This window comes from Paludibaculum fermentans (assembly GCF_015277775.1).
GTDB lineage: Bacteria > Acidobacteriota > Terriglobia > Bryobacterales > Bryobacteraceae > Paludibaculum > Paludibaculum fermentans.
This window is the reverse complement of the sequence record NZ_CP063849.1, coordinates 6,149,495-6,163,584: the sequence shown is the minus strand read 5'-3', so window position 1 is coordinate 6,163,584 and position 14,090 is coordinate 6,149,495. Positions and strand designations below refer to the sequence as shown.

13 protein-coding genes are annotated in these 14,090 nt (G+C 60.6%); 6 read left to right on the top strand and 7 right to left on the bottom strand.

The features are described from left to right. Positions 1-8: 8 nt before the first annotated feature. Together IRI77_RS24225 and IRI77_RS24220 are read right to left on the bottom strand one after the other, a co-directional pair. Positions 9-500, bottom strand: a complete 492-nt coding sequence (locus IRI77_RS24225) for an arsinothricin resistance N-acetyltransferase ArsN1 family A (protein WP_194447578.1) — start codon at positions 498-500, stop codon at positions 9-11. A 129-nt stretch (positions 501-629) separates the two neighbouring features. Then, a complete protein-coding gene (locus IRI77_RS24220) occupies positions 630-1,190 on the bottom strand; it encodes a helix-turn-helix domain-containing protein (RefSeq protein ID WP_194447577.1) in 561 nt (186 codons plus the stop codon). Between the two features lie 843 nt (positions 1,191-2,033). Between IRI77_RS24220 and IRI77_RS24215 the strand changes: the two genes are divergently transcribed. The 4 genes from IRI77_RS24215 (at position 2,034) to IRI77_RS24200 (ending at position 5,621) form a co-directional block, all read left to right on the top strand. Then, positions 2,034-2,933, top strand: coding sequence for an alpha/beta fold hydrolase (locus IRI77_RS24215; protein WP_194447576.1), 900 nt, complete (start codon positions 2,034-2,036; stop codon positions 2,931-2,933). A 27-nt stretch (positions 2,934-2,960) separates the two neighbouring features. Beyond that, on the top strand, positions 2,961-3,593 hold the full coding sequence (locus tag IRI77_RS24210; RefSeq protein WP_194447575.1) for a pyridoxamine 5'-phosphate oxidase family protein: 633 nt from the start codon (positions 2,961-2,963) through the stop codon (positions 3,591-3,593). A gap of 205 nt (positions 3,594-3,798) precedes the next feature. After that, a complete protein-coding gene (locus IRI77_RS24205) occupies positions 3,799-4,755 on the top strand; it encodes an MBL fold metallo-hydrolase (protein WP_194447574.1) in 957 nt (318 codons plus the stop codon). A gap of 26 nt (positions 4,756-4,781) precedes the next feature. Further along, positions 4,782-5,621, top strand: coding sequence for an alpha/beta fold hydrolase (locus tag IRI77_RS24200; RefSeq protein ID WP_194447573.1), 840 nt, complete (start codon positions 4,782-4,784; stop codon positions 5,619-5,621). A 161-nt stretch (positions 5,622-5,782) separates the two neighbouring features. Here the strand turns inward: IRI77_RS24200 and IRI77_RS24195 are convergent, their stop codons facing one another. From IRI77_RS24195 to copM, 3 genes are read right to left on the bottom strand one after another with little or no spacing between them, the layout of a single operon-like run. Then, positions 5,783-6,538 carry an SDR family NAD(P)-dependent oxidoreductase gene (locus IRI77_RS24195; RefSeq protein ID WP_194447572.1) on the bottom strand — a complete coding sequence of 252 codons (756 nt, stop codon included), beginning with the start codon at positions 6,536-6,538 and terminating at the stop codon, positions 5,783-5,785. Positions 6,539-6,554: 16 nt separating this feature from the next. Continuing rightward, entirely contained in the window at positions 6,555-7,955 is a 1,401-nt protein-coding gene (locus IRI77_RS24190) for a YncE family protein (RefSeq protein ID WP_194447571.1), read from the bottom strand. A gap of 5 nt (positions 7,956-7,960) precedes the next feature. Continuing rightward, entirely contained in the window at positions 7,961-8,386 is a 426-nt protein-coding gene (copM, locus tag IRI77_RS24185; protein ID WP_228486852.1) for a CopM family metallochaperone, read from the bottom strand. 228 nt (positions 8,387-8,614) lie between these two features. Between copM and IRI77_RS24180 the strand changes: the two genes are divergently transcribed. Further along, a complete protein-coding gene (locus IRI77_RS24180; protein WP_228486293.1) occupies positions 8,615-9,502 on the top strand; it encodes an MBL fold metallo-hydrolase in 888 nt (295 codons plus the stop codon). Here the strand turns inward: IRI77_RS24180 and IRI77_RS24175 are convergent. Next, entirely contained in the window at positions 9,499-10,275 is a 777-nt protein-coding gene (locus IRI77_RS24175) for a response regulator transcription factor (protein WP_228486292.1), read from the bottom strand. The genes IRI77_RS24180 and IRI77_RS24175 overlap by 4 nt on opposite strands. 139 nt (positions 10,276-10,414) lie before the next feature. Between IRI77_RS24175 and IRI77_RS24170 the strand changes: the two genes are divergently transcribed. Continuing rightward, complete coding sequence (locus tag IRI77_RS24170) at positions 10,415-13,639, top strand: protein kinase domain-containing protein (protein ID WP_194447569.1); 3,225 nt, start codon at positions 10,415-10,417, stop codon at positions 13,637-13,639. A 10-nt stretch (positions 13,640-13,649) separates the two neighbouring features. Here IRI77_RS24170 and IRI77_RS24165 read toward each other — a convergent pair whose 3' ends face one another. After that, positions 13,650-14,024, bottom strand: coding sequence for a response regulator transcription factor (locus IRI77_RS24165; RefSeq protein ID WP_194447568.1), 375 nt, complete (start codon positions 14,022-14,024; stop codon positions 13,650-13,652). Positions 14,025-14,090: the final 66 nt, after the last annotated feature.

Below are 14,090 nucleotides of genomic sequence, written 5' to 3'. Positions count from 1 at the left end.
AGGGAGGCTCAACGGCAATTGGCGGGCAGCAGCAGTTCGACAATCACAACGTCGCGCCAGGCGCCGTCGAGTTTACCGTGCTTCTCATACACGCCGACCTGGCGGAAGCCGAGAGAGGCCAACAGCCCCAGGCTCGCCTGATTGTCTGTGAAGACGCGGGAAACGAGCTTCCAGAGGCCGGACTTCTCGGCCGCGTCCTGCAGAGCCAGCATGGCTATGCGGCCGGCGCCCTTGCCGCGGCCGGACCGGGCAACGTAGACGGAGAACTCCGCGACGCCGGCGTAGCAGTCTCGAGGCCGGTAAGTGGACGTGGCGGCGAAGGCGATGATTCGGCCTTCAGCTTCCACGACGACGATCGGGTGGGCTCCATCGAACCAGCTTCGGATGTCTGCTTCGGAGCGGGGCCGGGTTTCAAAAGTGGCAGTGCGGTCTTCAATGCCTTCGTTATAGATGCTGGCGATAGCCGCGGAGTCGGAAGGTACCGCCGGGCGAGCTTTCATTTGGGCAGTGTAGCGCGGCGGCACACCACACCCGAGCGCGCGGGCGGTGGAAGATGGGGTTCAAGTGGGTGATGTGCGGGGCTGCCCGGCTGTACGCCCCAGCTCTGCCACAGCAGGGAACGACAGACCTTAAGCGCTGCGTCGGAACTCCGCCGGCGTCATCTCCAGGCGCTGCCGGAACACGCTGGTCATGTGCGACTGGCTGGAGAATCCGCACGACAGGGCGACATCGATGATCCGCGTGTCTTTCCGCTTGAGGGAGTCCTGCGCTCTCCTCAAGCGCAAATCCAGAACGTACTGGTGCGGCGTCAGGCCTGTAGCCGCCCTGAACATCCGGAGGAAATGGCCACGGCTATAGCCGGTCTCCTGGGCCAGGTTCGTTACGGTGAGATCCGCGTCAAGATTGGCTTCGATCTTCTCCAGGACCCGCTTCAGAATTCGTGGCGGCAGGGCCGAGACGCCCGCCGTCGAATGCAGTTCGCAGGTTGAATCGAGTTGCACGAAGCGCGTGACCAGAGCGTGTGTAAGGGAGGCGACATAGAGCTCGCCCAATGGTTGTTCCGTTTCCATTTCCGTGGTGAGCATGCCGAGGATTCTCTGGATTGGCTTGTCACGGATCCCGGCATGGAAGCGCGGCGTGGGGCGGACCTGGCCGCCCGACTCTTCCATCGCGGCACGTATCAATTCCATGTTCAGGACACAATGGATCAACATGGCGGGCGTGTGCAAGCGAAGGTCGGGCACCGGGCCGGAGGGCGTTATCATCAATGTTCCCGGGCGGGCCAGACAGGACTGAAAATGGCCGGATCCCCGGCGGTACTCAAAACGGCACGGAGACCCGGAGAAGAGAGTAATGACAGGCGCGTGGATCGAGGCACCAGCGCGCTCTCCAGGCATCGTCACGTGCCTTTCAAGAAGCAGCCCCGGCCAGGGCAGGTGGCGGCTGGAACTGACAACTTGAACTCGTCCTGGCGCGAAGGTTCGGAGAGCGGACGCCGGGGCCATGTCCGCAGCGTGTCCAGCCTGGTTCCAGCTTTGTCCATTCGAAGTCAAATTCGGGTCTAGTAGTTGAGCTTGCATCGCGATCTTCTCCGGTAAAGGGAACTTGTTGATCGGTTATCGTCTTGCCCTACTGCTGTTGGTGCGGGAACTCCTGGTGAGGGTCGACGGACACGGTCTCGCTCGGCCGTGGAGAGCCCTGTATCCGTGTTGAGATGTATCCCAGAGAGGCTCGGTGGGGCCCCAGCGTGAGAATCCGCGTGCAGCACCCAGGAACTCACGCCGACTTCTGCCTGAGGTTACCAAAGCGTCAGGGCAGTCGCTATTACACATTTCTATAGGCTGGAACTCACTCGACGTGGGGCCGGGACGCGCCCATTTCGAGCGTTTTCCGTCTTCTGCCGCAACGCCCGGCGATCTCCCCGCAGGATCCAGGAAGAATCGCACTTTTCCGGAAGTTCGGTTTTGCCCCACCACGTAAGGTGATTGCAGACGGATCGTTCTTGAACACAGTTAGCAATGGAGAACAACACAATGACCGCAGTGACAACGCCGGCAAGCACCCGGTTTCCGGTGCACTACCGGACAGTTCAGGTGAACGGCCTGGACATCTTCTACCGTGAGGCGGGGCCGGAGTCGGCTCCGGTGATCCTGCTCCTGCACGGATTCCCAACCTCGTCGAATATGTTCCGCAACCTGATCCCGCGGCTCGCCGGACAGTTCCGGGTAGTGGCTCCGGACTACCCGGGGTTCGGCCAGAGCAGCATGCCAAACCACAAGGAGTACTCTTACACGTTCGAGAATCTGGCGAATGTCACGGACGGCTTTGTACACGCGCTGGGCCTTACCAGGTTTGCCATGTATGTCATGGATTACGGCGCTCCGGTTGGATATCGCCTGGCACTGCGGCATCCTGAGCGGGTACAGGCGCTGATTGTGCAGAACGGCAATGCGTACGAAGAGGGGTTGCTCGAATTCTGGGATCCGATCAAGAAATACTGGGGTGATCCGACGCCCGAGAACCGCGCCGGTCTGCACTTCCTCGTCGATCCCAAGTCGACCCGCTGGCAGTACGAAAACGGGGTGGCGGACACCAGCCTGCTGGACCCGACAACCTGGTTGGTGGATCAGGTGGGCTTGGACCGCCCGGGGAATCTGGATATCCAGATGGACCTGATGCTGTCCTACGGAACGAACGTGCCGCTCTATCCGGAGTTTCAAGCCTTCTTCCGGCAGTATCAGCCCCCGACACTGATTGTCTGGGGCAAGAACGACTACATCTTCCCGGCGGATGGAGCCCCTCCATATCAGCGCGATCTCAAGCATGTGGAGACCCACATGCTCGACACTGGTCACTTCGCCCTGGAGACGCACGGCGAGGAGATCGCGGCACGAATCGAGCTGTTCCTGGCGACTCGGACTCCGGCGCGCTAGCGGCGGCTACGACAGCCTGGTCCCGACATGGCACATCACTTCGGATCGCTTGTTTTCACCCCGCTTGTCAAAGCGCTGCAGGAAAGGTATGGCAGCCGGCGTCGGTATGCCCGGCTGGAGGCGGGGGCGCCCTCCTCTGATCGTCTGGGCCCTGACGAATCAGCCTTCATAGCCGAGCGGGACAGTTTCTACATGGCCACCGTAGGTGCGACTGGGTGGCCCTATGTCCAGCATCGCGGTGGCCCCAAGGGGTTTCTCAAGGTGATCGATGATCAGACGATTGCTTTCGCCGATTTCCGGGGCAATCTGCAGTTCGTCAGCACGGGCAACATTGGTACCGACAACCGGGTAGCCCTCATCCTGGTCGACTATCCAAGCCAGGGCAGGTTGAAGATACTGGGGCGGGCGGAGGTCTTCGAAGGTGAGCAACTGGTCAGTTGGATCAAGCGGCTCCGCGAACCTGGCTATCAGGCCGTGATCGAACGGGCTTACGTGATCAGGATTGAAGGATTCGATTGGAACTGCACGCAGCACATTACGCCTCGCTTTACTGCTGATCAGATCCAGGAAGCGCTGGAGCCCTTCGAACGGCGTCTCCAGGAACTGGAGCAGCAGAATAAAGCCCTGCGTGAGCAACTCAATCAGAAGCACGACGCATAGAACTCGATGGCCGATTGGGCGGGCGGCAGCAGCGAGCCGCCCATCAAAACAGTTCTTCGCCGGAAGTGTACGGCATCCTCATCGAATTGGTCGATGCGGGCCCCCCATTCCTGCGCAAGCACGGGGTTTCGCTTGTTCTTCCGGTGAAGACAAATTCCAACACCTGGCACTGAAGCCAACACTCGACGATAGAAGGAGACTCACGATGAGACACGCCGAATCATATGCGATTACGCGGCGCCGGATGCTTGCGGTGGCGGGCACCGCCATGGGCGCGGCTCTTACGGCCGGCAGCCCCTTGTTGGCGTTGGAGGACGGAATTGTCCCGACAATGGTCAACGCAGCCGCGAAGGCCAAGATTGTGGTTCAACCCCTGCGGCGAGGCATTACGGTGCTCGAGGGTTCAGGGGGGAACATCGCGGTCTTGACCGGCAAGGACGGCAAGCTATTGGTCGATGCCGGTTTTTCGGTGTCGCGGCCTGCCCTCACCGCCGCATTGCAGTCGGTGAGTCCTGACCCGATCAAGGACCTCGTGAATACGCATTGGCATACCGACCACACGGACGGCAACGACTGGCTTCACTCAGACGGCGCGGGCATCACCGCTCACGAAAACACGAGGAAACGGTTGGCCGTCGCCACACGCGTGGAGGGTTGGAACTACACCTTTCCCGCGGCGCCCAAGGGTGCGTTGCCAGAGACGGTATTCGCCACCACGCACAACCTGCGCCGCAACAACACTGGCATTGCCCTGAACTACTACGGGCCAGCCCATACCGACTGTGATATCTCTGTGAACTTCACCGACGCGGACGTCATTCACGTAGGGGACACCTGGTGGAACGGCGTGTATCCGTTCATCGACTACTCCACGGGAGGCAGTATTGACGGATCGATTCGCGCCGCTGCGGCCAACACGAAGACAGTCGCTGGAAAGACGATCGTGATCCCCGGGCATGGCGCGATTGGCGGGCACTCCGATCTCGTCGAGTTCCACGACATGCTGGCGACGATCCGGGAAAAAGTAGCCGTGCTGAAGAAGCGCGGCAAGTCCTTGGATGAGACCATCGGAGAGCGGCCCACGGCTGCCTTCGATGCCAAGTGGGGCAACTTTCTCATCACGCCCGCCATGTTCGTCGGGCTGGTCTACATGGGTGTCTAGCTGAATCCGTCAACGAGGGAATCCAAATGCCTACATTTACAACTCCGGATGGTACGTCGATCTATTACAAGGACTGGGGCCAGGGGCAACCGCTGGTCTTCAGCCACGGCTGGCCTTTGAGCGCGGATGCCTGGGAAGACCAGATGATCTTCCTGGCAGATCGCGGATATCGATGCATCGCTCACGATCGGCGAGGCCATGGGCGGTCCGGCCAGACGTGGGACGGCAACAATATGGACACCTACGCCGATGATCTTGCCGCGTTGGTGACGGCCCTCGATCTTCGCGACGCGGTGCACATCGGGCACTCCACAGGCGGCGGGGAAGTCGCCCGTTACATCGGCCGTCACGGGACCAGCCGTGTAGCCAAAGCCGTGCTGATCGGCGCGGTGCCGCCGCTGATGCTGAAGACGGCGTCGAATCCCGGGGGGCTGCCTCTGTCTGCTTTCGATGAGATCCGCGCGGGTGTCTTGTCGGACAGGTCGCAGTTCTTCCGGGAGCTGAGTATGCCGTTCTATGGGTTCAACCGGCCCGGGGCGCAGGTTTCACAGGGATTGAGGGATTCCTTCTGGCTCCAGGGCATGCTGGCGGGCCATAAGGCGGCGCTTGATTGCATCCGGGCATTCTCCGAGACCGATTTCACGGCGGACCTCAAACGGTTCGACGTTCCAACACTCGTTCTCCACGGCGATGACGACCAGATTGTGCCAATCGGCGCCTCCGCGTTGCTTTCTTCAAAAATCATCCGCAACGCTACCCTCAAGATTTACGAAGGAGCGCCGCATGGAATGTGTTCGACCTTGAAAGCGCGGGTGAACGACGAACTACTGGCCTTCCTAAGCCAGGGAGTGCCGGCTGCGTCGTGACCAACTGGAAGAGGCAACCCTGGACCGAGCCGGGCGGTGCTGCCTGGCGCGGTTCCGGGAGTAGCCAGGACTCTTAGCTTTGGGCCACCGGCCGTGTTTGGCACCGCAAGCCGCGGGTCGCCCCAATTAGGTAAATGGGGCGGCCCGGCCGGCGCGGCAACTCAGATCTGTGCCAGCCCACCGTCCACAAACAACTCAATTCCGTTGATGTAACTGCTATCCGGGGAGACCAGGAAAGTCACGGCCTTCGCAATCTCCTCTGGTGTGCCGGCGCGGCCGAGCGGAATACTGGCGAGTGAGCCTTGCACAAACTCGTCCACCTGCTGCTCATTCATCCCCAGGCTGGTGTTGTACCCGGGCGTCGGGACGACGCCGGGACTGATGGCATTCACTCGAATCCGGCGTTCCCGCAGATCCACCGCCCAGGTGCGTGCAAAGGAGCGGACCGCCGCCTTGGTGGCACTGTAGACGCTGAAAGCCGGGTTGCCCTTAACGGACACGATCGAGGCGTTCAATACAATCGAACTCCCGTCGCGTAGCAGCGGCAAGGCCTTCTGCACGGTGAACAACAAGCCTTTGACGTTCAGGTCAAACTGTTTGTCGAAGTGCTCTTCAGTGATCTGCCCCAGAGGGGCGAACCCACCCGTCCCGGCGTTCGCGAAGACGGCATCGAGCCAGCCTTGTTCTGTCTGAATGACGTGGAAGAGTCTGTCGAGATCTTCCATTCTGGACACGTCGCCCTGGATCGCGGTGATCTGTCCGCCGCCCTCGTCAACGGCCCGATCCAGCTCACTCTGGCGCCGGCCGGTGATATAGACATGCGCGCCCTCCGCGGCGAAGTCTTTTGCGGTGGCCAGTCCAATCCCACTGCTGCCGCCTGTGATCAAGGCGATCTTGCCTTCCAGCTTGCGTGCCATCTGATTCTCCTTTTGACTACTGTTGATCCACGATGGGCCTGGCCTGCTGCAGCACCACCTGCGATGCGCCGGGCTCGGCCGATCTCACTTCGAGCTGCAATGGGGCCGTGGCGTGTGAGCCGGCGACGACGCGCTTCAGGGGCCCAAGCGTTTGAGTGATCGCGACCCCGCCAATGCCCGCGGTGAAAGTGGCGAGGTCCTGCGGTTCGGTGCCACCCACCAGCACCAGGCGATATCTGCTGCCCGGGGTAAGCCCCGTGGCAGCAATTTGCAGACTATCGATAAGCCCCAATGAATTGATCGAGACGCTGGCATGGGCGGTGGAACCGCTACCTTCGGGGGCGGCCAACGTGAGATGCAACGCCTCTGCCGCATGTTCGAGCGGTTTCAGGTTGGCCGTACCGCGATCGGAGGAGGTTGCTTGTGGCACATAGACCAGGGCTTGCGGCAACTGGCCCACCGGTATCGTGGCGATGATCTCGTTCGAGCCGGTGTCGATCGCCTGGACGGCATCACCGTTCTCAAGCCCAACATAGACACGGCTGCCATCTCCAGACCCCCAAATGCCGTGAGGCAGGTCGCCGGTCTTGATCGTCGACACAAGCTGGGGTGTCGAACCCTGAACACGCCGGTAGACCAGCACCTGGTCCTTGCCCCCGACCGAGACGTAAGCAAAACGGCCATTCGGGTTGGAGAGGAAGGTGACGTGATTGGTGATCGGCCCGGTCTCGAGGACGGCGGTTGTGGCAAAGGGAGGCTTCGCGCTCACCACCTGGGTTTTGCCGGAGTCCTTTAAGGTCAGCCAAACCTCGTCCTGATCGACCGCCAGATTCGGTGAGAATGGACTCACTTGCGGGATGCGTGCAACGACGCGATAAGTCGAGACCTCGATCACATCCAGCTCGGGTGTGAAACTGGACGGCACAAAGGCGTACCTGCCGTCCGGCCGGAAGAGCACCATGCCCGGGCCGTTGGCGGTCTCGATCCGGCGGATCTCCTTGCGGCGAATCGGATCGATGACGCTGACGTAGTTCTCGCCGCGGACGGCCGCCCAGAGTTCCTTGCCATCCGGCCGGAAGAAGGCCTCATGCGGTGAGCGGCCAAGGTAGATCTTCCCCTTCACCGTGTTTGTTTCGGTATCGATCAAGGTGACCGAATTCGATCCAATGGAGACCACGCTGAGGGTTTTGTGATCCGACGAAAAGCCAAGTCCATGAACGAGCAGCTCACCCCGATACAGAGGCAGCAATGCCGTGGGCACATCCTCTCCCAGGTGAATGGAACCTAGCAGCTTGTTGGTCGCGGGGTCGATGACGGAGACAGTGTTGGACGTCTGATCCGCCGTGTACACCCGATCACCGCCTTGAACCCCTGGCATGACTCCAGCGGCGAGAAGGATCATCAGGCAGCGCTTCATATTGCCTACTTCTCCCGCCTGGCCGCACGCTTGTCCAGCCAAAGCTGCATGGCCACGATTTCGGATTGTTGGTCAACCAGGATCTCCTGCGCCAGCCGGCGCATTACCGGGTCGGTGCCGTACTTGAGCTCCGACTTCGCCATATCGATCGCACCCTGGTGGTGCGGGATCATCATGGCCGCAAAATCGTGATCCACATCGCCAAGCATGGGGGCAGCGGTCATCCCGCGATCCATCACCTGCATGGTGGCGTGCATCTCCTTCCTGAAGCTGTCCTCGTGGGGAGCATTCTGCGCCGCTGCAGTCAGGACCAGCAGCCCGCCGATCACGGCAATCGTCTTCATTGCGTCACTCCTGGGTCGCTTGGTGGTAGCCCCATCGTATTTGGACCTGCCTTCTGTGGCTTTCATAATCGTGCGGAGGCTTTTTATCGCAACATTCCGCCAGCTTCGATTCTTTCTGCAAGTCCTACGGATCCTGGCACCGTACGCTCGGAGGCAGTGAGGCCACTTATGAAATCAGGATTTGCGGCCATGGCCGCGTTAGTTGGGAGCATGCTCCTGGCATCCGTGGCTGGGGACGATTCTCCAGGCGCCGCCGGAGCACCGTATCCGGACATGCCACGGATCGCACCGATCGGGAGCCGGATTGCCAGGTATATGGACGTTCCTGAATCGGCGAAGGGCCCGGCCGTTGATCCGGCGAAGGGCTACCGGCTCCAGGATCTTGGCGAGGGTTTGTTCGTCATCACGGACAACGCATACCAGTCGATGTTCCTGGTATACGAAACCGGCGTTGTCGTCGTCGACGCTCCACCCTCTTTCGCCGGCCACATTCGCCAGGCAATTGCGGAGATCACCCTCAAACCGGTGACTCACCTGATCTACAGTCATTCGCATCTCGACCACATTGGCGGAGCGAAGGGGCTTGGCGGCCATCCCGTCATCGTTGCGCACGAAGAGACACGCCGCCTGCTCGTCCGCGCGAACGACCCCAATCGCCCGGTGCCGGCCGTGACCTTCCGGGATCGCTTCACACTGAGGGCCGGCAGCCGGATTCTCGAACTCTCCTATCACGGGAATGCGCACGAGCCAGGCAACATCTTCATCTCCGTACCAGCGTCAAAGACGCTCATGGTAGTCGATGTGATCTGTCCTGGTTGGATGCCTTGGCGCAGGCTCTCCCTGGCCGAGGATATTCCCGGTTACTTCGCCCAGGTGGAAGAGATCAGACACCTCCCCTTCGACACCCTCGTGGCCGGACACGTAGCGCGCACGGGTACCAAGGCGGACGTGGAGTTGCAGAGCGAGTTTCTCAAGGACTTGAAGCTCGCGGCAGGCCAGGCTCTCAACACAACGAAACCGGGTGAGGGCATGGACCCAAGGGACATGGCCAATCCCTGGGCCCTCTTCGACAACTACACGGACCGGGTGATGGTCCAGTGTGTCAACACCCTCACCCCGAAGTGGTCAACGAGGCTGGCCGGATTCGACGCTTTCATCTGGGATCAGTGCTATGCAATGGAACAGAGCCTGCGGGGCGACTAGCCTGCCTGGACCGAATCCGGCCCCGGGATCCCGAGCACTCCTGCCATTCTCACCAGATCCGCGAATGATTCCGCCTGCATCTTCCTCATGATCTGTCCCCGGTGAACCTGCAAGGTCACCTCCGTGATACCAAGGTGGGCGGCTGCCTGCTTGTTCAGCATGCCCCCGATGATGAGCGGAAATACCTCCCTCTCCCTTGGCGTCAGACGGGAAAACCTCCGCTGTAGCTCCATCCTCGCCGCCGTGCTGCGCCGCCTTTCACGATCCAGATCAAAGGCCGCCCGAACTGCCGGCAGCAGCAATTGTGGGTTGACTGGCTTGGTGAGGAACTCCATCGCTCCGGCCTTGAACGCCTGGATGATTGAAGGAATGTCACCATAGCCGCTGATGAAGACAATCGGCGGCGCACCTTCGCTCCCCAGCTTGCGCTGCAACTCAAGGCCGTTCATGTCGGGCAGGCGCACATCGAGGATGAGACAGGCAGTTGTGTCATTTCTGACACAGCGCAGGAACTCCGCGGCCGAACTGAAAGGCACGTGAAGGATCCCATTTGAGGCAAAGAGTTCACCAAGGGCCTCACGAACACTCGGATCATCTTCTACCAGATAGGCCACATCAAAGCCCTGCTGCCGCTGGCAGGGGGCATCCTGAAACCGGGCGCCGGCGCTGGTTCTCGCCGAGGGATCACACTTCCACTGTGCGTTTTGCATAGATGTCATCTCTGGGCTGAATATGCGCGAGAGCGCTGTGGAATCCAATTCGCTGCAGGTCAATTCGCGGTCAATTCAGGCGAGGAGGTGGGAGCTGACAGATTCTAAAGGGCGAAGATTGCCTGGTGTACACTACGCTTATCCTCTCTCAGCAGTAACGATAGCCGGGACGATCGACGCTTGCGTGTGCCCTTAGGACTACATGACGCCTGATCAGCCAACTCGCCTGCGGCTGGGGTCGTACCATCTTGATCTCCGCACGGGTGAATTGAGCCTGCCGGAGAACGGCGAGAGGGGCCGCAGGACCCTGCTGCAGGAGCAACCCTTCCGGGTGCTGCGAATCCTGATTGAGCGGACCGGCGAGATCGCCACCCGCGACGAGATCAGGAAAACGCTCTGGCCAAACGATACGATCGTGGATTTTGACCACAGCATCAATGTGGCCATTGGGACACTTCGCCGCGCGTTCGGCGATTCCGCGGCGCAGCCCATGTACATCGAAACCGTCGCTCGGCGCGGTTACCGGTTGCTGGTTCAGCCTGAGCCACTCGCAGCCATCGACGAGCCCTCCCGGGAACCCGAGGTCTCGACGCCTGCGCTCACCACAGCCGCGGGCAGCCTGATCGGCAGGAAGGTTTCACACTTCAGGGTACTTGAGGTGATCGGCGGCGGCGGCATGGGGATGGTCTACAAGGCGGAAGACCTGAAACTCGGCCGCCAGGTGGCCCTGAAGTTCCTGCCGGAAGAGATGGCCACCGATACGGTCGCACTCAAGCGCTTTGAACGGGAAGCCCAGACGGCATCCTCTCTCAACCACGCCAACATTTGCACGATTTTCGAGATCGACGAGCACGAAGGACAGCCGATGCTCGTTATGGAGTTGCTGGAAGGCGCGACCCTCCGCGATTGCCTGGTCCCCTTCGAGTCCGGAGGGATGCCTGTGGAGCAACTGCTGCCAATTGCCAAGCAGACTTGCGACGGTCTGCAGGTTGCCCATTCCCAAGGGATCATCCATCGGGACATCAAACCTGCCAACATTTATCTCTCCACCGAAGGTGCGGTCAAGATCCTTGATTTTGGGTTGGCGAAGCTTGTGGAGGGGCAGGATCTGGGGGACGGGCAAGCGGCCCAATCTCCACTGGCGTCCAGAACCGCTGATCTCAGCCTCGTGGCCCCTGGTGGCGCGATGGGGACAGCAAGCTACATGTCGCCCGAGCAGATCAGGAAGGAGAAACTGGACGCCCGCACCGACCTGTTCTCCCTGGGACTGGTGCTGTATGAAATGGCAACCGGCCAGCGCGCATTCCCGGGAGACAATGCCACAGGGATCCACCATGCCCTGCTCAACAAGCAGCCCCCTCCCGTTCGCGAGCTGAATCCGGCGGTCCCTCCGGCGCTCGAGGCAATCATCGCCAAAGCGCTGCAGAAGGACCGGGACAACCGATACCCGACGGCGAAGGAGATGCGCAAGGCTCTGGACGACGTGCCAACTCCACGGCAACTGCGTCTCCGTCGCATCCGGCAATGGTTGGCCATCGCCGCGGTGGTGCTGCTCGCCTCGGCTGCCTCCTGGAGCTACTGGCGTTACCTGACCCGCTATCAGCTCACCGCCAACGACACCATTGTGATTGCCGATTTGTCCAACCACACCAGCGACCCGGTGCTGGATGATGCCCTCAATCTCGCCTTGCCGGTCGAATTGGCGCAAACGCCATTCCTCCAGGTACTGGCGCAGGACAAAGTGCGCGAGTCAATGAAGCAGTTGCAGCATCCACAGGATGGCAAGGTGACGACGGAGATTGCCCGGGAGGTCTGCCGGAAGACCAATAGCAAGGCGGTCGTCACCAGTTCCATCGCCGATGTGGGCAATCACTTTCGCATCCTGCTCAGTGGTATCAACTGCCAGAGCGGCAACACGTTTGCGGAATCCAGGCGGGACGTGGCTTTGCGTAAAGACATCGTGCACGCGCTGGGCCTGGCTGGCGTTGAGCTTCGTGGAAGAATGGGGGAACCCGCCAGCTCTCTGCGATCATACGATGTGCCGCTTGAGCAAGCGACGTCATCGTCTCCCGAAGCCCTGCAACTCCTGGCAAAAGGGTTCAGAAACCACTTTTCTCCGGACAAGGCGTCCGTTACGTCTTACTATGAGCGCGCCATCGACATAGACCCCGATTTCGCGTTGGCTTACGCCTCAGTCGGTATTATTTATCTGTCCCAAGGAAGAGTCGGGGAGGCGGTCGCGGCGGAGAAGAGGGCCTATGATCTTCGAGACCGGCTGACGGGACAGCTGAGATTCCTCGCGGTGACGCTGTATTACTCGGTCGGCCTGGGCGATCAGGAGAAGGCGTATCCCATTTATCGCCAATGGATCCAGACCTTTCCCCTGGATGGAGTCGCGCACAACAACTATGCTGGCGCTGCGCTGTCGCTGGGCAAGTATAACGAGTCGGCCGCCGCAGCGAGAGAGGCCATCCGGCTGATGCCATCGCTCGCCGGTGGAAACTACACGACGCTCATGATTGCAACCACGAAGGCGGATCGTTTGGACGAGGCGAAGATCATCTTCGCCGAGGCCCAGGCGCGGAATTTTGACGAATTCCCGTTGCATGCTTCGCGCCACCTGATCGCCTTCCTGCAACATGACGAGCCGGCGATGAAGGAGCAACTTGCCTGGGCAGAAACTCATGATGCCTGGCAACTATTTTCCCAAGCGGCGGATGCTCGTATATACTCCGGTCGTTTCGAAGATGCGGTTCAATGGATGGATAAAGCACGAAAAGCGGCGGTGAAGGCACGGTCAAAATCCGCCGTGGCCCTTTTCAACCTGGACACCGCCCTGTGGCAATCTGAAGTGGGTCGAACGGCAGATGCGAGGCTGTCGCTAATTGCAGCGATTCCGGTGGTGAACGGCCGGGACGACCGGTTGGGGCTGGCCCTGGCGCTGGCTCGCTCCGGTGAGCCGGCACAAGCAGCAACGTTGGTTGACGAGATCGATCGGGCGTCCCCATCCGATACCCTGGTTCAGAAATTCAGCCTGCCTACAATTCGCGCGGCGATCAGGCTTCATGAGGGCGACGCTCAAGGTGCGGTAGACATACTTCGCCCGGTTGAAGAATACGACCTGATCTTCAGCCGTTCCTTCGATTGGATCTATCCTGCTTACCTCCGCGGACTCGCCTATCTTCGATTGGGCCAAGGCGGTCCGGCCGCCGCTCAGTTTCGAAAGCTGCTCGACCACCCCGCCCTTGTCGGACAATCTGTGACTGGGGTATTGGCTCGTCTGCAACTTGGGCGTGCGCAGGTGTTGTTGGGCGACAAGCCGGCAGCCCGAAAATCGTACCAGGAGTTCCTGTCCCTTTGGAAGGATGCGGACCCTGGCATCCCTGTGTTGGATACAGCTAAAGCCGAATACGCTGTGCTGAGGTGAACGCAGGTTGTCATGCCTTGCGGAAAATACTATCAAGGGCCGCGAGTAGCGCGCGCCCGTCGAAGGGTTTTTTGAAGGAGAATCGGGCTCCCTGGAATTCGAATCGACTCTCTGGATCGTCCGGTTCCTCCGCCGTGATCAGAATCACCGGCAGTTCACTGTGGTCGGTTCGGGCCATCCGCAGGAGCTCCCAACCCGAGATCGCGGGCATCTCCACGTCGGTGATCAGGCAACTCACGCGCTGGAAGCCATCGGAGTCCAGGAATTCCCGGGCAGAAGAGTACAGCAGCACATTGTAACCGCCGGAAGCGAGCAGTTCTTCCAGCGACTGCCGCATGCTGTGGTCGTCGTCCACGACGCCGATAAGGAATTGGCTCAGGCCCATGGGGTCAACTGCTTTACAGGCAAGGGCTCATCGTACTCCACCGGGCTTCGGCTGCATATTATGGGT